The following is a 21,298-nucleotide window of genomic DNA, read 5'->3' on the forward strand; positions in this document are numbered from 1 at the left end:
ATGGGTGTTGGTTGGATTTTTCCAGAGTGAACCATTTGAATTTCCTGTGACCGATTGGACGAAAGCAGGTTTTTCGGCGGAAAGATGCAAAAAGCCCGGCCGTTGAACGGGCCGGGCTTCAAGCGTCATGAAACTGTAGGATCAGTCCATTGCTTTGAAGTTAAACTCGCCACCTTCCTTGATGCCAGACGGCCAGCGTGCGGTCACGGTTTTGGTGCGGGTGTAGAACTTGAAGCTGTCCGGGCCGTGCTGGTTCAGATCGCCGAACATGGATTTCTTCCAACCGCCGAAGGTGTGATAGGCCAGCGGAACCGGGATCGGAACATTGATGCCGACCATTCCGATGTTTACACGGCTGGCAAAGTCACGTGCGGTATCACCATCGCGGGTAAAGATCGCGGTGCCGTTTCCGTATTCGTGATCCATCGCCAGTTTAAGGGCCTCTTCGTAAGAACCCGCGCGCACGGTGGACAGAACCGGGCCAAAGATTTCCTGTTTGTAGATGTCCATCTCGGGCGTCACGTTGTCGAACAGGTGCGGGCCGACAAAGAAACCGTCCTCATAGCCTTGCAGGCTGAAGTCGCGGTTGTCGACAACCAGTTTCGCACCCTGTTCGACGCCTGAATTGATCAGGCCCAGAATGCGCTGTTTCGCGGCCGCTGTTACTACAGGGCCCATGTCGACATCGTCACCAGCGGTGTAGGGGCCCACTTTTAGCTTTTCGACGCGCGGGATCAGCTTTTCGATCAGCTTGTCTGCGGTTTCTTCCCCAACGGGAACCGCGACAGAGATTGCCATGCAGCGTTCGCCGGCCGCACCGAAACCAGCGCCAACCAGCGCGTCCGCGGCCTGATCCAGATCGGCGTCGGGCATGACGATCATATGGTTCTTGGCACCGCCGAAGCACTGTGCTCGTTTCCCATTCGCGGTTGCGCGGCTGTAGATATACTGTGCGATCGGGGTTGAACCCACAAAGCTGACGCCCTGAATAATCTCGCTGTCGAGGATGGTGTCGACAGCTTCCTTGTCGCCGTTTACGACCTGGAAAACGCCTTTGGGCAGGCCGGCTTCGACGAACAGTTCAGCCAGCATCAGGGGCACGGACGGGTCGCGTTCGGACGGTTTCAGAACAACGGCGTTACCGCAGGCCAGCGCAGGGCCAACATGCCAGAGCGGCATCATGGCCGGAAAGTTGAATGGCATGATCGAGCCGACAACGCCCAGAGGCTGGCGCATTGAATACATGTCAATGCCGGGGCCCGCGCTGTCGGTAAACTCACCCTTCAGCATCTGCGGCGCGCCAATGCAGTATTCGATCACTTCCAGACCACGCTGCAAATCACCCTTGGCGTCGGGGATGGTTTTGCCGTGCTCACGACTCAGCGCATCGGCCAGTTTGTCCATGTCGCGGTTCATCAGGCCGACCATGGCCATCATGACGCGCGCGCGCTTTTGCGGGTTGGTTGCGCCCCATGCGGGCTGGGCCGCAGCGGCGGCCTCGATCGCGGCGGTGGTTTCCGCTGCACTGGCCATCGGGCACTTGTATTGAACTTCACCCGTTGCCGGGTTGTAGACGTCGTCGAAACGACCGGACGTTCCGGCGACCATTTCGCCGTTCAGGAAATGGGTCAGGTTTTGCATCAATAGCTCCTCCGATAGATTTGCGCGCAGAATAGGCTTGCAGAAATCCCGCGAACAGAGGCAATGTCTCAAAAGAGTTTTGCAAAAATGCAAAAGGGATCAAAATGACCCCAAACTGGGATGATATGCGGATATTCTTGGCTGTCGCGCGCGAGGAAAGCCTGTCATCCGCTGGTCGTATCCTGAAGATCGACCCGGCCACCGTTGGTCGGCGCATTGCGCGCCTGGAGGCGACGCTGGATTCCACATTGTTCACCAAGTCGCAGCAAGGCTATGTTCTGACCCCGGCGGGACAGCGGCTGTTGGAACACGGGCTGCACGCAGAAGAAGCGATGCGCGCGGCGGCCGGGGCGGTAACAGGACCAACGAAAACCCTGAGCGGGCAAATCCGGATTGGCGCGCCGGACGGCAGTGCCAACTATCTGCTGCCGCAGGTGTGTGCCAAAATCAGCGACGCAAACCCTGATCTGGACATTCAGATCCTGGCGCTTCCGCGTGTGATCAACCTGTCCCGTCGCGAGGCGGATATGGCGGTTACGGTCAGTGCGCCGACCGCCGGTCAGCTGCTGGTGAAGAAAATCAGCGACTACAAGCTGCACATGGTCGCGACCGAAGAGTATCTGAAGCGACATGATCCGATCCGGAGCATAGCTGACCTGAAGGGCCACAGGTTGATCGGCTATATCCCTGATATGATCTTTGACCGGGAACTTGACTACCTGAATGACATTGGCGTTGACCGTGTCGCTCTTGCATCGAATTCGGTATCGGTTCAACTGCGGCAGGTCTGCCTGGGAACAGGGGTTTGCGTGGCGCATGATTTCACGTTGCCATTCCACCCGGGGCTTCGGAAAATCCTGACGGATCAAGTGAGTTTGACGCGCAGCTTCTATCTGGTCAGGCATCAGGGTGACCAGCGCAACGAGCGGTTGAACCGCTTTGCGGATGCCTTGACACGCGGTATTCGCGATGAAGTGCTTCGTTTGGAAGCAGGCCCCGACGCTTGACAGGTCGCGGCAATCGCGCAACGCTTTGGAATAAGTGTTATTATTCCGGAGGTATTCTTCATGCTAGTTCAGGCCATCCTGAAGTCCAAAGCGACAGATGGTGTCGTGACCGTGGCGTCAACGGCGACAGTCTCAGAGGCCTCGAAGATTCTTGCGGACAAGCGCATCGGTACGGTCGTTGTTTCCGACGATGGTGGCAATACCGCGGTCGGCATCCTGTCAGAACGTGACATCGTCCGGGAATTGGCGGCCAGCGGCAGTGGTTGTCTGAACCAACCGGTTAAGTCTTATATGACCCAGAACCTCGTCACGGCGACGCGCCAGACCACCGTGGAAGACATCATGTCCCGTATGACAGAGGGGCGTTTTCGCCACATGCCGGTGGTTGAAGACGGAAAACTCGTAGGCATTGTCACTTTGGGTGATGTGGTGAAGGCTCAGCTTTCCGAACTTGCGATGGAAAAAGATGCCCTTGAAGGCATGATAATGGGGCACTGACGACAGGGGTTGCCCAAGCAATCACTTGCACCTGCAGCAAAGTTATGTTTGCTTGCGCAGAAATTTTGTTGCGCAGGAGGGCGCGATGCGGGTTGGATTGTATCCTGGAACCTTTGATCCCATCACCATGGGGCACATTGATATCATCCGTCGGGCGGCAGCTTTGGTGGACAAACTGGTTATCGGTGTGGCCATCAACCGGGACAAGGGCCCTCTGTTCTCGCTGGAAGAGCGCGTGGCCATGATCGAAGCGGAATGCGCCCGGCTGTCCGAGCAGACCGGAACCGAAATCATCGCGCACCCCTTCGAAAACCTGCTGATTGATTGTGCGCGGGATGTAGGCGCACAAATCATCGTGCGCGGCCTGCGTGCGGTTGCCGATTTCGAATACGAGTTTCAGATGGTCGGCATGAACCGGGCTCTGGACGATTCGATCGAGACCGTGTTCCTGATGGCCGAAGCGCGCCATCAGGCGATCGCGTCCAAGCTGGTGAAGGAAATCGCCCGGTTGAACGGGGACGTGTCGAAATTCGTCACGCCCCGTGTCAATGATGCGCTGAAAAAAAGGTTAGGCTAGGGCACCCATTGCGGCCGCCGTATCAAGCATCCGGTTCGAAAAGCCCCATTCATTGTCATACCACGCCAGCACACGAACCAGCGTGCCATCAGTAACCTTGGTTTCAGCCAGTGACACGGTCGAGCTGTGCGGGTCGTGATTGAAGTCGATGGAAACCAGAGGACGGCTTTCCGCGGCAAGAACGCCGGGGATTTTGGCAGCCGCATCGACGAACAGTTGGTTGACCTCTTCTTCGGTCGTGGAGCGTGAAACCTCGGCCACAAGATCGACGACCGAGACATTCGGGGTTGGAACGCGGATGGCCTGACCGGTCAGTTTTCCTTTGAGTTGCGGCAGCACCAGGCCCACGGCAGCGGCCGCACCGGTTGTCGTAGGGATCATCGACAGCGCTGCCGCTCGGGACAGGTAGGGATCTTTTCCCACTGTATCATGCACAGGCTGGCTGGCAGTGTAAGCGTGAACAGTGGTCATGTTGCCGTGCTTGATACCAAGGCCGGCATCCAGAGCGGCAGCAACAGGAGACAGGCAGTTGGTGGTGCAGGATGCGTTTGACACCACCAGATCATCGGCGGTCAGTTCGCCATCGTTGACGCCAAAGACGATGGTTTTCACACCGCCGTCACCTCGGGCCGGGGCAGAGATCAGAACTTTCCGGGATCCGTTCTTGAAGTGACGTTCCGCCGCCTCGCGCGTACGAAACACACCCGTACATTCCAGAACGACGTCAATATCCGACCAGGGCAGATCCTCGGGGTTGCGCTCGCTACTCAGCCGAATTGGACCACGACCCACGTCCAGACCTGCATCGCTGAGCGAAACCGGGTTGGGATAGCGGCCGTGAACGCTGTCAAATTCAAACAGGTGCGCGTTCATTTCGGGTTTTCCAAGATCGTTGATCGCGACGATCTCAACGTCTGTACGTCCGCTTTCCATCACCGCGCGCAGAACCCCGCGCCCGATCCGTCCAAATCCGTTGATCGCCAGTTTCAAGGTCATGGTCTGCTCCGTCCAAATGTCTCAGTAAGGTGAGTTAGCGCTAACAATGACAGATCAAGCGAAATGTCAAGGAAAACCTCTGTCAGCGCCAGAAAGCGAGCCAGTCCAGAAAGTCGTAAAGATTCTTTCCGAGGAAAAGCAGATGTTCGGTGCCGTACAGCGCTATATCCAACATGATAACGCCGAGAAGAAGAAGGCCGAGCCAGATAGCGATTTGGTTGGTCATGGCTGTCCCGAACGTAAAATGCCCGCTCAGATAACCTGAGCGGGCATCAAGGTACAAGCGAAGTCCGAAGGGTCAGTTAAGGCGGCCCATCGCAACAGCTACGTCGGCCATACGAACCGAGAAGCCCCATTCATTGTCATACCAGGCCAGAACGCGGACCATGCGGTCATCGACGACGCGGGTCTGATCCGGTGCAAAGATCGAGCTTTCCTCGGTGTGGTTGAAGTCGGTCGACACCAGCGGAGCGGGCTCATATCCCAGAACGCGCTGCATCGGGCCTTTGGCGGCCTCTTCGACGATCGCGTTGATTTCCGCCGTGCTTGTGTCGCGTGAGGCACGGAACGTCAGGTCCACCGCCGAAACATTCGGGGTTGGGACGCGAATGGCGGAACCGTCCAGGCGGCCTTTCAGGTTCGGCAGAACTTCACCCAGCGCCTTGGCGGCGCCGGTCGAGGTCGGGATCATCGACATTGCAGCAGCGCGGGCGCGGTAGAGGTCGCTGTGGCGACGGTCCAGTGTCGGCTGGTCGCCTGTGTAGGCGTGGATGGTCGTCATGATACCGTGTTCGATACCGACGCCCTCGTCCAGCACCTTGGCCAGCGGGGCGAGGCAGTTGGTCGTGCACGAACCGTTCGAAACCATGTTGTCATTGGCGGCCAGCGTGTTGTGATTGACGCCGAAAACGATGGTCTTGTCCACGTTCTTGCCCGGAGCCGACAGCAGTACCTTGCCGGCGCCACGTTCCAGATGCGTTTTGGCCTTCAGGCCGTCGTTGAACTTACCGGTGCATTCGAGGACGACGTCACAGCCTTCCCAGTCCAACTCGGTCATGTCGTAGGTCGAGAACATCTGCATCGGGCCGCGACCCAGATCCATGGTATTGCCGTCAATGGTGACGTCGCGCGGAAAACGCCCGTGAACACTGTCATATTTCAGCAGATGCGCCGAGGTTTCCAACGGGCCAGTTGCGTTGACTTTGATCACTTCGATGTCGTTGCGCCCGGACGCGGCGATGTGCGACAGGGTGCAGCGGCCAATACGGCCAAAACCATTGATACCGACCTTGATGGTCATAAGACGTCTCCAGATGCGCTTGCTTTGAGGGCCATATAACGGCGAAAAGGGAATCTCAAAAGGGCAAAAGCGGCATATTTTTAAGGTGTTAGCGCAAACCTGCGCCGGTTGCGCTAACGCTTGCGCTAGCCGTTGGATCAGGTAGGGTCCGGTTGGCGACAGCAGATTGAAGGGAAACGCGATGAGTGGTCTTTTGGCCCTGTTGGATGATGTGGCGGGCATTGCCAAGGTTGCGGCGGCATCAGTGGACGATGTGGTTGCGGCGGCAGGCAAAGCGGGGGCCAAAACCGCCGGTGTGATCATCGATGACGCAGCGGTGACGCCGAAATATGTGCAGGGTTTCGCCCCGGCGCGCGAGTTGCCGATCATCTGGCGCATTGCGCGCGGGTCGATCTTCAACAAGATCATACTCTTGCTGCCCGTCGCCTTGTTGCTGGCCAATTTTGCGCCGTGGCTGATCACGCCCTTGTTGATGCTTGGCGGGTCATATTTATGTTTTGAAGGGGCCGAGAAGATTTTTCATGTTCTGTTTCCTCATGGCAGCCATGTGATTGAGGACGACATGAAAAACCGCGATCCGGGCCACTTGGAGGAGCAAAAGGTCAAGGGCGCCATCAAGACTGATTTCATTCTGTCTGCCGAGATCATGACCATTGCACTGGCGGCGATCGAAGCGCCGAACCTGTGGATGCAGGCCGCGACGCTGGCTGTTGTCGGGATCGGCGTGACGGTGGCCGTCTATGGATCCGTCGCGTTGATCGTGAAAATGGATGATGTGGGGCTTTTTCTGGCGCAGAACGCGCCAACACCTATCGGTCGCGGTCTGGGCCGAGGGTTGGTCAAGGCAATGCCCGGGGTGATGAAAACACTGTCCATTGTCGGAACTGCCGCGATGCTGTGGGTGGGGGGCTCGATCGTCATCCACGGGATGGAGGTTCTGGGTTTTGGCTGGCTGGGCCATCATATCCATGATTGGGCCTATGCCATTGGACATTCCGTGTCTGATCAATGGGTTGGTGCGGTTGAGTGGGTATCCAAGGCCACGATGGATGGCGTATTTGGTTTGGCTTGGGGATTGGTTTTGATCCCGGTGGCAACCAAGATAATCATGCCCCTGTTCAGCAAATCCGAAACGCATTGAAACCAAAATGAAAAGAGCGGCCAAAGCCGCCCTTTGCTCGATCAGAAGGGACTGTCTTACAGTCCCAACAATTCCTTGACCTTGGCCACAGTTGCTTCGGCCGTAATGCCGAAATGCTTGTACAGCTCACCGGCAGGGGCCGAGGCGCCAAAGCTGGACATGCCGATGAAGCCTGCCTTGGCTTCGCGGCCACGCTCGCCCAGCAGCCAGCGATCCCAGCCACCGGCGCGCACGGCGGCCTCGATGCCGACGCGGACCGGACCGGCAGGCAGTACCCGCTTGCGATAGGCTTCGTCCTGCTCGGCGAACAGCTCCATGCAGGGCATCGAGACGACGCGGGTGCCGATGCCTTCGGCTTCGAGCATCGCTTTGGCTTCCATGGCCAGCGAAACCTCGGAACCTGTTGCAATCAGGATCGCCTGACGCTTGCCCTCGGCCTCGGCCAGAACATAGGCGCCTTGTGCGGTCAGGTTCTTGGTCTTGTGATCCTTGCGCACGGTCGGCACGCCCTGGCGGGTCAGCGACAGGACCGAGGGGCTGTCCTTGAAGGTCAGCGCCAGTTCCCAGGCTTCGGCGGTTTCGATCGTATCGGCGGGACGGAACACATAAGTGTTCGGCGTCGCGCGCGAGATGGCCAGATGTTCCACCGGCTGGTGGGTCGGGCCATCCTCGCCCAGACCGATCGAGTCATGGGTCATCACAAAGACCGACGGGATTTTCATCAGCGCCGCCAGACGCATGGACGGGCGGGCATAGTCGGTGAAGGCCATGAAGGTGCCGCCATAGGGGCGGATACCGCCATGCAGCGCCATGCCGTTCATCGCAGCAGCCATGCCGTGTTCACGGATACCGTAATGGATGTAACGACCCTTGCGGTTTTCCGGCAGGAACACGCCCATATCAGCCGATTTTGTGTTGTTCGATCCGGTCAGGTCAGCCGAGCCGCCAACAGTCTCGGTCATGATCGGGTTCACGACGTTCAGAACTTTTTCGGACGAGGCGCGGGTGGCCAGTTTCGGCTGCTCTTCAGACATCTGCTTTTTGAACGCACGAATGGCGCCAGCCAGCCGCTTGGGGGCCTCAAATGCATAGGCGCGTTTGAATTCGGCCTGTTTCCTCTCGGAAAGCTGGGCAAAACGTTCTTCCCAAGCCCCACGTTCGTCTGCGCCGCGTGCACCAATGGCTTCCCATGCGGATTTGACGTTGGCTGGAACTTCGAATGTGTCGTGGGGCCAACCATAGGCCTCTTTCGCGGCTTTCAGCTGATCCTGATCCGTCAGTGCCCCATGACCTTTCGAGGTGTCCTGCGCAGCATGACCCAGAGCGATATGGGTTTCACAGGCGATCATGGTTGGTTTTTTGGACTTTTTCGCCTGAACAATGGCCGCATCGATGGCCTTGGGGTCATGGCCGTCGATTTCAATCACGTGCCAGCCAGAAGCCGCAAACCGGCGGACCTGATCGGTGCGATCAGCGATATCGACAGTGCCGTCGATGGTGATGTTGTTGTTGTCCCAGAAGACGATCAGTTTGCTCAGCTCATGGCGGCCGGCCAAAGTGATCGCTTCCTGACTGACGCCTTCCATCAGACAGCCGTCGCCCGCGATCACGTAAGTATAGTGATCCACGACCTTCTTGCCGTAATGCGCGCGCTGGATTTCCTCGGCCATGGCGAAACCCACGGCATTCGAGATACCCTGACCAAGCGGGCCGGTCGTGGTTTCAACACCATCGATCAGAAAGTTTTCAGGGTGGCCCGCGGTCTTGGCGCCCAACTGGCGGAAATTCTTGATCTCTTCCAGCGTCACGTCGGCATGACCGGTGAGATAGAGAAGTGAATAGACCAGCATCGAACCGTGACCAGCCGACAGGATGAACCGATCGCGGTCCGGCCAGTTCGGGGCCGAGGCGTCGAATTTCAGGTGCTTTTCGAACAGAACGGTCGCAACATCGGCCATGCCCATCGGCATGCCGGAATGGCCGGAATTTGCGGCGGCGACGGCGTCAAGGGTCAGGGTGCGGATGGCCGCAGCTTTGTCCCAGTGTTCGGGGTTGGCTTTGCGCAGCGCAGTCAGGTCCACGGGCGTTGTTCCTTTGGATAAAAAGCAGATTGCGCGCTCAATACCATTCAGCACCCAAAGTGCAAGCGGAACCGGGCTTTGGCAACGCCCGATAGGTGAAGAGCGAGGCCCAAGTGATTGAAACCAAACAGTGGGTATTTTCTGTCGCATTCCGTTAGACTGTCGGCAAGCGGGATTCGGTTTTGATTCGGATCACTTCGCGACAGAATGAACCTTGATAAAGAGGTGACAGGGGCATGAGCCAGTTAGAGGAACTACAGCACCGCATTATTGCTGCGATGGATCGTATCAGTGCGGGCGTCGAAGGGTTGGGCGGTGCGTCCCGGAATGCTGAAGTAAGTGAGAGGCTTCAGGCCGAACTTGAAGACGAAAGAGTTGCCAATGCGCAGCTTCAGGAACGACTGAAGACCCTGAAAGAGCAGCACGAAAAACAAGTGGACGCGCTGCGTGCCGATCTGGAGGAGCTGCGCACGGAACCAGCGGGTGCCGCCGACGCGGATGCGCTGCGAACAGAGCTGGAAGAAGCCCGGGCGAAAATCGCGTCTGTCGAAGCGGCCCGCGCCGAGCTGGCCGAGGCCAAGGCGGCCTTGGACAACAATGCCGAACTGGACGCGTTGAAGGCCGAGAACGAAAGACTGCGCGCCGAACTTGACGGCATCGAAGATCCTTCGGCGGTGAAAGCCGAGCTTGAGCAATTGCGTGAATTGCTTGCTCAGGCAAAAGAAGTCGAGGCGGAAAACAGCCGCCTCAAGGCACAACTTGAAGATACGGTACGGGTCGATGATCTGAGCGCCGAGCTTGAGATGCTGCGGGCCGAACGGGCCAGCCATGGCGCTGCGATGTCCCGGCTGGATGACGATCTGCAACGTATGCGCAAGGCGAACGAGCAGTTGCGGAATTCCGTAGAAGAGTTGCGTTCCGCGGCCGCAGAAGGGCTGACGGATGCTGAATTGCTGAACCGCGCCACCGTTGCCGAGCTTGAGGCGACGCGTGCGGCGCAGGCTTCGGACGCCGCCGAAGCGCAGGCCGTGTTGGCACGGTTGGAACCTCTGCTGTCGCAGGCAAAACTTGTAGAAGGTGAGGTAGAGTAATGCCCGAGGTAACCATTCATATTGGCGGGCGGGGTTTTGACGTGTCCTGCCGGGACGGGGAAGAACCCTTTCTGCAGGCGGCCGCCAAAATGCTGGATGACGAAGCGCAGGTTCTGTCCGATCAGATTGGGCGGATGCCCGAAGCGCGAATGTTGCTGATGGCCGGTCTGCTGCTGGCTGACAAGACGGCGGCGACGGAAGACAAGGTCAAGTTGCTGGAGGCCAGGCTGGCCGAGGCCGAGGCCGAGCTTCAATCGCTGCGAAATGCGCCCGCGCCGGAACCCGAACGTGTTGAAGTCGCGGTGGTGCCGCCATCCGTCACGGATACGCTGGCCGAACTGGCAGCACGTGCGGAAGCGCTGGCTTCCGTCGTCGAGGAGAAGAAGGCACAATGACCTATCTGCGCAATTTCTTCTGCGGTGCTTTGCTTGTTTTCCCAGCAACATCTGCACTCGCCGAAATCGACATTCTGGCTGTCACCTTTACCTGCGAGAACGGCGTGCCGTTGCCGGTGACCTATTTCAACGCACCCGACGGTTCAGGCGCGGCGGCGACGATGGTGGACAACACTCTGGTCGCGATGCGCCAGGTCGAAAGCGGATCGGGCATCCGCTATGAATCTCTCGGAGCCGAAGGAACCTATATCCTGCGCTCAAAAGGTTGGAACGCGTCAATCAGCTATTTGGCGGCAGGCGCCGCCAATGAGCAGGCTATTTATCAGAATTGTTCCAGCCGGTAAGCAGGATTACGCGTTTGCTTCGCGGATTTTGTCGGCTGCTTCCTTGTTGTAGCCGACACCGTTTTCATCAAAAAGCGTGTCCAGCTCACCCGAAAGGGTCATCTCGGTGATGATGTCGCAACCGCCTACGAATTCGCCTTTGACATACAGCTGCGGCACGGTCGGCCAGTCGGAATAATCCTTGATCCCCTGACGCACTTCCTCGTCGGCCAGCACGTTTACGTCGGTGTATTCAACGCCCATGTAGTTCAGCACGCCAGCCACGCGTGAGGAAAACCCGCATTGCGGCATTTCCTTGGTGCCTTTCATGTACAGCACCACGTCATTGGCTTTGACGGTTTCGTCGATCTGGGTTTTTACGTCGGTCATTTTGCGTTTCCTGTTCGTTTCTCCAACGGGAGAGTCATATGTTCGCCTCGAAAGAAGCCGAGAAGCTTATTCCGGCACTTTGGTGGTGAGCGCCAGCGCGTGCAATTCTCCGTCCGGGCCGTCCATCTTGCCCTTCAGAGCTGCGTAAACAGCGCGCTGTTGCTGAACCCGGTTTTTGCCGCGAAAGCTTTCATCCACCACCATGGCAGACATATGAACACCGTCATTTCCGCCGACCTGAATCTCGGCGTCGGGAAAGGCTTCGCGCAGCAGGTGTTCGATTTCGTGGGCGCTCATCGGCATGTAGATAACTCCAGAAGGTCTTTCCCAAGATGTAGAGCGCATGAACCGGGCGTGCAAGAGCACTGGCACATGCAAAAACAACCAAACCCGCACCGGATCACAGCGCGGGTTTCGATTGGCATTCGCGTTGCGTTGTTAGGCGACAGCCTCGGCAAAGCTGTTGCGGTAAATCGCGGCAAGTTCATCAAGCGAGGCTTCCGAGCTGCCGATCTTCACCGTATCGCCGGTGAAACGACCAACCGCATTCAGTGGAACGCCGGCCTGACCGGCCGCAATCATCAATGCCTCGGCCTGATCGAAATTGCAGGCAACAAGATAGCGGGCCTGATCTTCACCGAACAGGAATTCAGTCGGGGCGTCGTCAAGACATACGCCAACGCCTGCGGCTTCTGCCAGTTCGAAGGCAGCCAGAGCGATGCCGCCATCGCTGACGTCGGTGCAGGCCTTGATCATCTCGCGGTTGGCGCGGATGAAATCACCGTTGCGCTTTTCGGCATCCAGATCGACATGCGGGGCGTCGCCGTCTTCGCGGTTGAACACCTCGGCCAGAAGGGCGGATTGACCCAGATGCCCCTTGGTTTCACCGATCACAAGCGCAACGTGGCCTTCGCGCACCTCGTTGCCGATGATCTCGTCCGAGTGCTGCAACAGGCCGACTGCGCCAATGGTGGGGGTCGGCAGAATGGCCTGTCCGTCAGTCTCATTGTACAGCGAGACGTTACCCGACACGATCGGCATATCCAAGGCGCCGACTGCGGCGCCAATGCCCTGTATGGCACCGACAAACTGGCCCATGATCTCGGGCTTTTCGGGGTTGCCGAAGTTCAGGTTGTCGGTTGTGGCCAGCGGCTTGGCTCCGACGGCGGTCAGGTTGCGATAGGCTTCGGCCACGGCTTGTTTGCCGCCCTCAATAGGGTTTGCGCGCACATAGCGCGGGGTCACGTCGGATGTGAAGGCAAGCACCTTGTCGGTCCCGTGGACGCGGACCATGCCCGCACCCAGACCCGGCGTGCGGACGGAATCCGCCATCACCATGGTGTCGTATTGTTCATAGACCCACTGTTTGCCTGCGTAGTTGGGCGAAGCGAGCAGGGCGCGCAGCCCGTCAATCGGGTCGATCTGGGGCACTTCGGCCAGTTCCTCTGCCTGTGGCGTAGGCTCCCATGGGCGGTCGTATTCCGGCGCGGTGGAAGACAGTTTGGACAGAACCAGATCGGCTTTGACTTCACCGTTATGCATGATCAGAAAGCGGTCTTCGGCAATGGTTTCGCCAACGATCGCGAAATCGAGATCCCATTTTTCGAACACGGCGCGGGCCTCGGCCTCAAGCTCGGGCTTGAGGACCATCAGCATACGCTCCTGAGATTCGGACAGCATCATTTCATAGGCTGTCATGTTTTCTTCGCGCTGAGGAACGTTTTCCAGATCAAGACGTACGCCAAGGCCACCCTTGTCACCCATTTCAACGGCCGAGCAGGTCAGGCCCGCTGCGCCCATGTCCTGGATCGAGATCACGGCACCGGTCTGCATCAGTTCCAGCGTCGCCTCCATCAGGCGTTTTTCGGTGAAGGGGTCGCCGACCTGAACGGTGGGGCGTTTTTCTTCGATCGTGTCGTCGAATTCGGCGGATGCCATGGTCGCGCCCCCCACACCATCACGACCGGTTTTTGCGCCCAGATAGACGACGGGCATACCCACGCCCGACGCGGCCGAGTAGAAAATCTTGTCGCTGTCGGCCAGACCAGCGGCAAAGGCGTTCACAAGGCAGTTGCCATTGTATGCGGGGTGGAAGCGCACTTCGCCACCGACGCAAGGCACACCGAAGCAGTTGCCATAGCCACCGATGCCCTCGACCACGCCGTTGACCAGTTGACGGGTCTTGTGATGGCCGGGTTCGCCAAAGGACAATGCGTTCATTGACGCAATGGGACGCGCGCCCATGGTAAAGACGTCGCGCAGGATGCCCCCCACGCCGGTCGCCGCACCCTGATAGGGTTCGATGTAAGACGGGTGGTTGTGGCTTTCCATCTTGAAGACCACGGCCTGACCGTCGCCAATGTCTACCACGCCTGCGTTTTCACCGGGTCCGCAGATCACCTGGGGCCCAGAGGTGGGCAGGGTGCGCAGCCATTTCTTCGAAGATTTGTAGGAACAGTGCTCGTTCCACATGGCCGAGAAAATGCCGAGCTCGGTGAAAGTAGGTTCACGCCCGATGATCTCGAGGATCATGTCATATTCCTCGGGCTTGAGCCCATGTGCGGCAATCAGATCGGGTGTGATGGCGGGCTCTTGCATCTTCTGTCCTGTGTCCAAGTGGGCCGAGATTGCGCGCCTTTTAGGGCAAGCGCGCGCGTGTGGAAAGGGTCAAGACGGCGCAGGTTGCGTCTTTCAAAGAAAAACGGAACCGGCATCACTGCCGGTTCCGGATGAATGCGTCCCAAAATGGGTGCATGCAGCTGGCGTGAACCGCGAAGCTTACGCCGATCCCTGATCCTTGTTGAGCTGCGCTGCGGCTGCGGCACCAACAGCCGTCTTCTGTTCCGGGGTTAGGTTTTCATTGTCGTCCAGCCCCGGAATCGCAACGCGCACTTCGCGACGGGCAAAGTCGATGCCGTTTTCCTTGAAGGCCGCCTTGACCCGGTTGAAGATCTCCTTGCGCAGTGTGAACTGCTTGCCGGGCTTGGCCATGAACTTGCCGCGGATGATCATGCCGACATCGTCAAAATCGAACACACCTTGCGATTTGAACGGTTGCAGGAAGCCATCCTTGTGGGTCTCGTCCTCCATCATCTCAGCACCGATCTTCTTGAAGATCTTCTTGACCTTGTTGGGATCCGTGTCGAACGGCACGGTGAATTTCAGCTTCATGATCACCCAGTCGCGGCTGAAATTTGTCAGCTTCTGAATCTCACCGTAGGGTATCGTGTGTACAGGGCCGCGATGGTGACGCAACTGCATCGAGCGAACCGAGATTTTCTCGACAGTGCCCATCGTGCCGCCGACGTCGACATATTCTCCGACGCGGAAGGCATCGTCGATCAGGAAGAAAACCCCGCCCACGATATCAGCAACCAGCTTCTGCGCACCAAAACCGATCGCCAGACCCAGAACACCGGCACCGGCCAAAAGCGGTGTGATATTGATGCCCAATGCGCCCAGCGCCAGCAGGCCAAAAATCACGGCAATCGTAATCTGGGCCGTGATCCGCATCAGGGGCAGAACCGTCGCCAGACGAGAGCCGCCGGCACCGCCGCCTTCACCGCCTGCTTCTTCGTCCAGCGCCTCGGCCGCAGTCTGTTCCTTGGCCAATCGGCGGTTGATCCAGAGCGAGACGACCTCGTTCAGGATATAGCCAACGGCGATGATTAGCAGGAATTCGATCACGGCACCGCCGACTTCGGCACCGACACCGGCCGAAGCGACATTGCGCAGGTCAAGATGCCATACGCGTGCAATCATGAAAACTACGACCAAGCCGGCGATAACGCGACCAATCCGGATGTAGCTGCGTTTCGCGGAACGGTAGGCGCGTTCAGCAAGAGGGCCTTCGCCCGACATTGGCGGTTGCAAATGCCGCACAAGACCGCGGATCAGCGTATCCAGCGCAGGTGCAATCAACAACCAGAACATCGTCGTGAAATGCGCGCCGCTGGTCAGCAATCTCAATGTTGCCGGATCACGCTGCGCGACCAGGAACTCGACCAGCAGCCAGATTGCCACCGAAACGCCGATGGCAAAATAGGGGTAATAATGTGCAACTTCTTCATCGAATTTCGTGTGATCCGGGTCTGTCCCCAGCATCATCTGCGACAGACCTTCACGCGCGGTCCAGGCGATTGCGGCGATATAGACGTGAATTGCCGCGTTCAGCCAGAAGCCAATGCGGGTATCGTCACCCGTGACGCCATTGAGTGCGTTGAACCGAACGACGAACAGCGTGAACCCGATCAGGATCAACAGACCGATCAGGTTACGGTGCAGGTACTTTGCCCAGTGGTCGTCGATATTGACCAACCGAAATTGCGGCTTCTCCGGCGCCAGAACAAACCGGGACGCTGCTGCACCCAATCGCGGCACCCAGATGAGATAGAATACAAACGGTGCAGCATAGGTGATCTGTTCCGTCGTCAGAAGACCGCGGCCCACCGCGCGGATCACTACATAGAAAATGATCAGCCCGGCGATTTCGCGGCAGAACCGGCGAAACAGGTATCTGACGGCGCCCCAAAGGTCGGCCTCGTCCGCGGCTTCGGTTGCTTCATGCCAGCGTCGGGTCAGGAAAATGAACAGCTTTTCCGCAATGAACCCGACAACAAGCACAGAGAGGACAAGCCCTATAAGTGTAAAGACACCGGTCGATCCGAACGTATCGCTAAAATTGCTGAACGCGGTAATCTGCGCCGTCACTATGTTGGGAAGCGTGGTCAGGACATGTGTCCAGGACGCGACCATTTCAGCCCAGATCTCGCTTATCTCGGTCAACGGGTCTTCTACGTTTGCTTTTTCGGCGGCTTGTTTTTCCGCCACGGCATCAAGGCGTTCCAACAGAATTGCGCGAACCTGATCATCGGACATGCGAGCAACAAGATCGTCGACCTGCTCGGGTGTCAGGTCTTCCGGGATGGTCACTGTAGAAGTTGAACCGGAGTCCTGTGCATATAGTGGCACTGCCATGAATAACGCGGAGACGAGCGCCAAAGCCAGACGGAGTGGGTGGAACATGTATTTTCCCTCAAACACGAAATTGTATCGTTTTTTGAGGATCATATGCCTATGCGTGTATTTTTCCCAGAGCTTTCGCTGACTTAATGCAGGGTCCAGCCAAAAAAAAGGCCGAGCTATAAGCTCGGCCGTAGTCCAACAGGGAGGTATGAAGATGATGAGCGTTTCAGCATCACCGCCTTCGAGTGCTCATTTAGGGGTCAGTTAGTGAACGTTCAAGACAATTAACCCTGTGAACACTTCATGTCCGTTATGCTATTTACGCATAGCTACAGTTTTCCCATCTGTTTCAGTTGTTTACGCTGTGCGATGATTTCGTCCTGCACGAAATCGCGAAACGCTCCAACGCGTTTTGAATGCCGTAATTCTTCCGGGTAAGCCAGATAAACCGGAACATCTGCGGTTTCTATGTCTGACAGGATGGGCACGAGGTGCGGAAAATCCTGTGTGACGTAATCGGGCAGAACACCGATGCCCAGATTGTGCAAAACGCCTTGAAGCACGCCAAAATAGTTGTTCACAGTCAGCAAAGAGCCGGGATTATAGGTCATCAGGTGGCGCACCATGGCGGCACTGGCGCCAACCTGCGGCGCCGCAGGGGTCTGACAAATCAGACGGTGGTCCTTGATCTCTTCCAGGGACTGCAACATGCCGCCGTGGTTTTCGATATAATCCTGGGTTGCATACAACATCATCTGAACGGTCATAAGGCGCTTGCGCACCAGGTCGGCCTGGCTTGGCTCTTTCATGCGGATGGCGACGTCCGCTTCGCGCATCGGAAGATCCAGAACGCGTTCTTCAAGCATCAGGTCGATGTTCAGGTCAGGGTATTGCTCATACAGTTTCGGCAAGCGCGGTGCCAGCCAGAGTGTACCAAAGCCGAAGGTCGTCGTGACCCGCAAAACACCGAAGACTTCTTCCTCGCTGTCCCGAATACGCGCGGCTGCGGCATCCAGCCGTTTCGACATGGCAGATGTGGCGTCAAACAACAACTCGCCCTGTTCGGTGAGAATCAGCCCCCGCGCGTGACGGTGGAACAGAGTGGCATCCAGAGACTCTTCCAATGCGCGGATCTGTCGGCTTACGGCGGATTGAGACAGGTTCAGCTTGTCTCCGGCGTGCGTAAGGCTGCCCGCATCGGCCACCGCATGAAATATTCTAAGCTTGTCCCAATCCATTACCGCAACTTTCGTTATCTTTCAGAAGCCCTATATGAAATAGGTGACAAGTTCTACATTCAATGGACGAAATCGTTACATATCAGTGGATAAATTCTATACAGGTCAGAAATTATGACCTAAAATAAATCCAAGTATAGCACACTGATCTGACGAGGGGAGACGTCTGATGAGCCAGCCACAGATAACGCTGAACGACCGGTTCGATCTTGAGAAAAACCCGGTTCTTCTGAATGGAACGCAGGCGCTTGTGCGCTTGATGCTGATGCAAAAGGCCAGAGACCGGCAAGCGGGCCTTAACACCGCGGGATTGGTCACCGGATACCGCGGGTCGCCTTTGGGGGCAGTGGATCAGCAAATGATGCGGGCCCAAAAGCCACTGGCCGAAAGCGATATCACGTTTCAATTCGGTTTGAACGAAGACCTGGCGGCCACCGCGCTTTGGGGCAGCCAGCAGGCGGGCCTGCGCGGCGACGGCAAATTCGATGGGGTCTTCGGGCTTTGGTATGGCAAGGGGCCCGGCGTTGACCGGTCCGGTGACGTCATGCGCCACGCAAACATGGCAGGGACAGCCAAACATGGCGGCGTGCTCATGGCGATGGGCGATGACCATACCGGCGAAAGCTCGACGGTGCTGCATCAGTCGGAATGGTCGCTGGTCGACATGTACATGCCGATCGTCAGCCCCGCTGGCGTTCAGGAAATCCTTGATTATGGAATTTACGGATTTGCACTCAGCCGTTTTGCGGGGGTCTGGGTGGGCCTGAAGACGATGAAGGACACGATCGAAGTTACCTCGGTCGTGGATGGAAGTCCGGACCGGATGCAAATGGTCATCCCAGAATTCGACATGCCGGAAGGTGGGTTGAACATCCGGTTGGGCGACACGCCGCATCTGCAGGAAACGCGTGTCATCGATTACAAAAGGTTCGCGGCCGAAACGTTTTCACACGCCAACAAGCTGGACAGGCGGATGTGGGGCAAACCCGGCGCCAAGATCGGTTTTGTCGCGGCGGGCAAGAACTGGCTGGACCTGACACATGCGCTTTCGCTTCTGAATATCAACGAAGCCGAGGCCGAGCGTCTGGGGATTACCACATACAAGGTGGGGCAGACTTTCCCGCTGGATATGGTCGGATTCCACGATTGGGCCGAGGGGCTGGACCTGATCGTGATCGTCGAGGAAAAGCGCAAGCTGATCGAGGTTCAGGTCAAAGAGGCCATCTTTGACGACCGGCGCGGACGCCGGGTCTATGGCTGGTACAAAGGCGGTGCCGGGACACTGCACCGCGAAGAACTGTTCCCGACGCGCGGTGCGCTTGACCCGATCATGATCGCTGAAAAGCTGGGCGAGATCCTGATTGAAGAGGGGCGCGAGACCGATGGTATCCGGGCCGGGCTGGCGTCTTTGTCAGAAGCGCGCCGGGCCGACAACGCACAGGAAATAGCCACGCGGCTTCCGTATTTCTGTTCCGGCTGCCCGCATAACAGCTCGACAAGGGTACCGGAAGGCAGCCGCGCCTATGCCGGTATTGGCTGTCACTACATGGTTCAATGGATGGATCGAGAGACGACCGGTTTCACTCAGATGGGAGGGGAAGGCGCCAACTGGATCGGCGAGGCTCCGTTTTCGACGACCAAGCACGTGTTCCAGAACCTTGGCGATGGCACGTACAACCATTCGGGCGTTCAGGCGATCCGGGCTGCATTGTCCGCAGGAACGAACATCACCTTCAAGATATTGTTCAACGACGCGGTTGCCATGACCGGCGGGCAGGACAATGAAGGCGACCTGACCGCCGAACGGATCGTTGCCGAGGTCAAGGCAATGGGTGTCCGAGAGGTAGCCGTGGTTTACGATGAAAAAGAGGACGTCAACTTCAAGGCTCTACCCGCCAGCGTTCAGACATACGAGCGTGCCGATCTCATGCAGGTGCAGGAGAAGTTTCGCGAGATCGAGGGCGTATCGGTCATCGTCTACGTACAAACCTGCGCTGCCGAAAAGCGCCGCCGCCGCAAGCGCGGCACATTCCCCGATCCCGACAAGCGTGTGTTCATCAACACCGATGTCTGCGAAGGCTGCGGCGATTGCGGTGTACAGTCAAACTGCGTGTCGATCGTTCCCAAACAGACCGAGCTGGGCCGCAAGCGGGCCATTGATCAATCGAGCTGCAACAAGGATTACTCGTGCTTGAACGGTTTCTGCCCGTCATTCGTGACGCTTGAGGGCGCGAAAATTCGCAAAGAGGCGACGACCGAAATTGATCTGCCAGATTTGCCAACACCAGATCTGCCGAAGATCACCGGCACGCACAACGTCGTGATTACCGGCGTCGGCGGTACGGGTGTCGTCACCATTGGCGCCATCCTTGCGCAGGCGGCGCAGATCGACGGAAAAGGCGCGGGCATGATGGAAATGGCGGGGCTGGCGCAAAAAGGCGGCGCAGTCCACATCCACTGTAGATTGGCCAACCGCCCCGAGGACATCAGCGCGATTCGCGTCGCCACTGGCGAGGCCCACGCGCTGATCGGTGGCGATCTGGTGGTCTCGGCCGGCGCAAAGACGTTGGGCCTGACGCGCACCGGACGTACGGGGGCCGTCGTGAACAGCCATGAAACGGTGACGGGCGACTTCACGCGTGATACCGAGTTCCGCATTCCGGCGGATCAGCTGGAACTGGCCCTGCAAGCGCGGCTGAAAGAAGATGTCTCGCTGTTTGATGCGACCGAACTGGCGCGCGCGGTGATGGGGGATTCAATCTATTCCAACATGATGATCTTTGGCGCGACCTGGCAGCGCGGGCTGTTGCCGGTCAGCCATCAGGCGATCTTTGAGGCCATCGAATTGAACGGCACGGCGGTCGAACGCAACAAGCGTGCGTTTGATATCGGACGTTGGGCGGTTCTGCACCCGGAAGACGTGCAATCCATCCTTGCGCCGACCGTGGCCGAGATGCCCAAGACACAGGACCAGATCATCGCGTTTCGCGCGCAGCACCTGACGGAATATCAAAGCGCCCGGCTTGCCAGGCGGTACCGCAAGCTGGTGGACAGTGTCGAGGACGCATATGTGCGCGAAGCGGTGGCGAAAGGGTATCACAAGCTGTTGTCATACAAGGACGAATACGAGGTTGCACGTCTTCTGCTGACCAGTCGGGAAAAAGCGGCGGCCGAGTTTGATGGTGACTTCAAGATGACCTTTCACCTTGCCCCGCCGATATTCGGCGGATCGGGTAGCAATGGCAGGCCGAAAAAGCGCACGTTCAGCGAATCCATCCTGACTGCATTGAAGCTGTTGACCAAACTCAAGGCATTGCGCGGCACACCACTGGACATTTTTGGATATTCATCCGAACGCAAGATGGAGCGCGCCCTGATCCGACAGTATGAAAAGGACATGCGCGAGGTACTGCCCTTGGTGTCGCAGGACACCCGTGATGCGATTGCTGCCCTGGCTCGTTTGCCGCTGGATATCCGCGGATTTGGGCCGGTACTGCGGGAAAATGAGGCCAAGGCTGCGAAACGGCGAGAAGAGCTGCTGGCCGTCATCCGCAGCGGTGGGCCTGAATTGCAAGCTGCGGCAGAGTAATTCGTCACAAGGGTGTCACGATAGCTGGTCAAACCTGTTGCTTGTACTTATTTTGCGGGCAGCAAA

The 21,298-nt window shown here is 57.8% G+C and carries 18 protein-coding genes; 8 read left to right on the forward strand and 10 right to left on the reverse strand.

Going from position 1 to position 21,298, the window contains the following annotated elements:
* Window positions 1-141: 141 nt before the first annotated feature.
* Complete coding sequence (locus ACR0FB_RS00595; RefSeq protein ID WP_480619291.1) at window positions 142-1,641, reverse strand: CoA-acylating methylmalonate-semialdehyde dehydrogenase; 1,500 nt, start codon at window positions 1,639-1,641, stop codon at window positions 142-144.
* Between the two features lie 104 nt (window positions 1,642-1,745).
* On the opposite strand from ACR0FB_RS00595, the gene ACR0FB_RS00600 reads away from it, so the two are divergent.
* From ACR0FB_RS00600 to coaD, 3 genes are all read left to right on the forward strand, one after another.
* Window positions 1,746-2,648 carry a LysR family transcriptional regulator gene (locus ACR0FB_RS00600; protein ID WP_152457867.1) on the forward strand — a complete coding sequence of 301 codons (903 nt, stop codon included), beginning with the start codon at window positions 1,746-1,748 and terminating at the stop codon, window positions 2,646-2,648.
* 60 nt (window positions 2,649-2,708) lie between these two features.
* A complete protein-coding gene (locus ACR0FB_RS00605) occupies window positions 2,709-3,146 on the forward strand; it encodes a CBS domain-containing protein (protein ID WP_171632726.1) in 438 nt (145 codons plus the stop codon).
* 85 nt (window positions 3,147-3,231) lie between these two features.
* A complete protein-coding gene (coaD, locus tag ACR0FB_RS00610) occupies window positions 3,232-3,723 on the forward strand; it encodes a pantetheine-phosphate adenylyltransferase (RefSeq protein ID WP_152457869.1) in 492 nt (163 codons plus the stop codon).
* On the opposite strand, the gene gap (ACR0FB_RS00615) is transcribed toward coaD, so the two are convergent.
* From gap (ACR0FB_RS00615) to gap (ACR0FB_RS00625), 3 genes are all read right to left on the reverse strand, one after another.
* Window positions 3,715-4,719 carry a type I glyceraldehyde-3-phosphate dehydrogenase gene (gap, locus tag ACR0FB_RS00615; protein WP_480619293.1) on the reverse strand — a complete coding sequence of 335 codons (1,005 nt, stop codon included), beginning with the start codon at window positions 4,717-4,719 and terminating at the stop codon, window positions 3,715-3,717. The genes coaD and gap (ACR0FB_RS00615) overlap by 9 nt on opposite strands.
* 82 nt (window positions 4,720-4,801) lie before the next feature.
* Window positions 4,802-4,945, reverse strand: a complete 144-nt coding sequence (locus ACR0FB_RS00620) for a hypothetical protein (protein WP_480619295.1) — start codon at window positions 4,943-4,945, stop codon at window positions 4,802-4,804.
* A gap of 72 nt (window positions 4,946-5,017) precedes the next feature.
* Window positions 5,018-6,019: a type I glyceraldehyde-3-phosphate dehydrogenase gene (gene gap, locus ACR0FB_RS00625; RefSeq protein ID WP_152457871.1), complete on the reverse strand. Its 1,002-nt coding sequence runs from the start codon at window positions 6,017-6,019 to the stop codon at window positions 5,018-5,020.
* Window positions 6,020-6,200: 181 nt separating this feature from the next.
* Here gap (ACR0FB_RS00625) and ACR0FB_RS00630 point away from each other — a divergent pair, with 181 nt between their 5' ends.
* Window positions 6,201-7,160 carry a DUF808 domain-containing protein gene (locus tag ACR0FB_RS00630; protein ID WP_209833237.1) on the forward strand — a complete coding sequence of 320 codons (960 nt, stop codon included), beginning with the start codon at window positions 6,201-6,203 and terminating at the stop codon, window positions 7,158-7,160.
* 56 nt (window positions 7,161-7,216) lie between these two features.
* Here ACR0FB_RS00630 and tkt read toward each other — a convergent pair whose 3' ends face one another.
* Entirely contained in the window at window positions 7,217-9,241 is a 2,025-nt protein-coding gene (gene tkt, locus ACR0FB_RS00635; RefSeq protein ID WP_171723343.1) for a transketolase, read from the reverse strand.
* Between the two features lie 236 nt (window positions 9,242-9,477).
* On the opposite strand from tkt, the gene ACR0FB_RS00640 reads away from it, so the two are divergent.
* Genes ACR0FB_RS00640 through ACR0FB_RS00650 form a run of 3 tightly spaced genes read left to right on the forward strand, consistent with a single transcriptional unit; the run spans window position 9,478 to window position 11,071 of the window.
* On the forward strand, window positions 9,478-10,332 hold the full coding sequence (locus tag ACR0FB_RS00640) for a hypothetical protein (RefSeq protein WP_480619297.1): 855 nt from the start codon (window positions 9,478-9,480) through the stop codon (window positions 10,330-10,332).
* Window positions 10,332-10,727 carry a cell division protein ZapA gene (locus ACR0FB_RS00645; RefSeq protein WP_480619299.1) on the forward strand — a complete coding sequence of 132 codons (396 nt, stop codon included), beginning with the start codon at window positions 10,332-10,334 and terminating at the stop codon, window positions 10,725-10,727. Before ACR0FB_RS00640 ends, ACR0FB_RS00645 begins: the two co-directional genes overlap by 1 nt.
* Window positions 10,724-11,071: an MliC family protein gene (locus ACR0FB_RS00650; protein WP_480619301.1), complete on the forward strand. Its 348-nt coding sequence runs from the start codon at window positions 10,724-10,726 to the stop codon at window positions 11,069-11,071. The genes ACR0FB_RS00645 and ACR0FB_RS00650 overlap by 4 nt, the downstream gene beginning before the upstream one ends.
* A 6-nt stretch (window positions 11,072-11,077) precedes the next feature.
* Here ACR0FB_RS00650 and grxD read toward each other — a convergent pair whose 3' ends face one another.
* The 5 genes from grxD to ACR0FB_RS00675 all read right to left on the reverse strand — a co-directional run bounded on the left by grxD (window position 11,078) and on the right by ACR0FB_RS00675 (window position 17,643).
* Complete coding sequence (grxD, locus tag ACR0FB_RS00655; RefSeq protein WP_171632707.1) at window positions 11,078-11,440, reverse strand: Grx4 family monothiol glutaredoxin; 363 nt, start codon at window positions 11,438-11,440, stop codon at window positions 11,078-11,080.
* Between the two features lie 66 nt (window positions 11,441-11,506).
* Complete coding sequence (locus tag ACR0FB_RS00660; protein WP_152457878.1) at window positions 11,507-11,743, reverse strand: BolA/IbaG family iron-sulfur metabolism protein; 237 nt, start codon at window positions 11,741-11,743, stop codon at window positions 11,507-11,509.
* Between the two features lie 135 nt (window positions 11,744-11,878).
* Window positions 11,879-14,038 carry a phosphoribosylformylglycinamidine synthase subunit PurL gene (gene purL / locus ACR0FB_RS00665; RefSeq protein ID WP_171632705.1) on the reverse strand — a complete coding sequence of 720 codons (2,160 nt, stop codon included), beginning with the start codon at window positions 14,036-14,038 and terminating at the stop codon, window positions 11,879-11,881.
* Between the two features lie 180 nt (window positions 14,039-14,218).
* Entirely contained in the window at window positions 14,219-16,465 is a 2,247-nt protein-coding gene (locus tag ACR0FB_RS00670; RefSeq protein ID WP_480619304.1) for a mechanosensitive ion channel domain-containing protein, read from the reverse strand.
* A 269-nt stretch (window positions 16,466-16,734) separates the two neighbouring features.
* Window positions 16,735-17,643, reverse strand: a complete 909-nt coding sequence (locus ACR0FB_RS00675) for a LysR family transcriptional regulator (RefSeq protein ID WP_171116088.1) — start codon at window positions 17,641-17,643, stop codon at window positions 16,735-16,737.
* 169 nt (window positions 17,644-17,812) lie between these two features.
* Between ACR0FB_RS00675 and ACR0FB_RS00680 the strand changes: the two genes are divergently transcribed.
* Window positions 17,813-21,232: an indolepyruvate ferredoxin oxidoreductase family protein gene (locus ACR0FB_RS00680; protein ID WP_480619306.1), complete on the forward strand. Its 3,420-nt coding sequence runs from the start codon at window positions 17,813-17,815 to the stop codon at window positions 21,230-21,232.
* Window positions 21,233-21,298: the final 66 nt, after the last annotated feature.

It is taken from the genome of Ruegeria sp. P10 (assembly GCF_056534925.1).

Coding starts and splice junctions, on each gene's coding strand:
- ACR0FB_RS00595 (WP_480619291.1), bottom strand. CDS start 1,641: ATGCAAAACCTGACCCATTTCCTGAACGGCGAAATGGTCGCCGGAACG.
- ACR0FB_RS00600 (WP_152457867.1), top strand. CDS start 1,746: ATGACCCCAAACTGGGATGATATGCGGATATTCTTGGCTGTCGCGCGC.
- ACR0FB_RS00605 (WP_171632726.1), top strand. CDS start 2,709: ATGCTAGTTCAGGCCATCCTGAAGTCCAAAGCGACAGATGGTGTCGTG.
- coaD (WP_152457869.1), top strand. CDS start 3,232: ATGCGGGTTGGATTGTATCCTGGAACCTTTGATCCCATCACCATGGGG.
- gap (WP_480619293.1), bottom strand. CDS start 4,719: ATGACCTTGAAACTGGCGATCAACGGATTTGGACGGATCGGGCGCGGG.
- ACR0FB_RS00620 (WP_480619295.1), bottom strand. CDS start 4,945: ATGACCAACCAAATCGCTATCTGGCTCGGCCTTCTTCTTCTCGGCGTT.
- gap (WP_152457871.1), bottom strand. CDS start 6,019: ATGACCATCAAGGTCGGTATCAATGGTTTTGGCCGTATTGGCCGCTGC.
- ACR0FB_RS00630 (WP_209833237.1), top strand. CDS start 6,201: ATGAGTGGTCTTTTGGCCCTGTTGGATGATGTGGCGGGCATTGCCAAG.
- ACR0FB_RS00640 (WP_480619297.1), top strand. CDS start 9,478: ATGAGCCAGTTAGAGGAACTACAGCACCGCATTATTGCTGCGATGGAT.
- ACR0FB_RS00645 (WP_480619299.1), top strand. CDS start 10,332: ATGCCCGAGGTAACCATTCATATTGGCGGGCGGGGTTTTGACGTGTCC.
- ACR0FB_RS00650 (WP_480619301.1), top strand. CDS start 10,724: ATGACCTATCTGCGCAATTTCTTCTGCGGTGCTTTGCTTGTTTTCCCA.
- grxD (WP_171632707.1), bottom strand. CDS start 11,440: ATGACCGACGTAAAAACCCAGATCGACGAAACCGTCAAAGCCAATGAC.
- ACR0FB_RS00660 (WP_152457878.1), bottom strand. CDS start 11,743: ATGCCGATGAGCGCCCACGAAATCGAACACCTGCTGCGCGAAGCCTTT.
- purL (WP_171632705.1), bottom strand. CDS start 14,038: ATGCAAGAGCCCGCCATCACACCCGATCTGATTGCCGCACATGGGCTC.
- ACR0FB_RS00670 (WP_480619304.1), bottom strand. CDS start 16,465: ATGTTCCACCCACTCCGTCTGGCTTTGGCGCTCGTCTCCGCGTTATTC.
- ACR0FB_RS00675 (WP_171116088.1), bottom strand. CDS start 17,643: ATGGATTGGGACAAGCTTAGAATATTTCATGCGGTGGCCGATGCGGGC.
- ACR0FB_RS00680 (WP_480619306.1), top strand. CDS start 17,813: ATGAGCCAGCCACAGATAACGCTGAACGACCGGTTCGATCTTGAGAAA.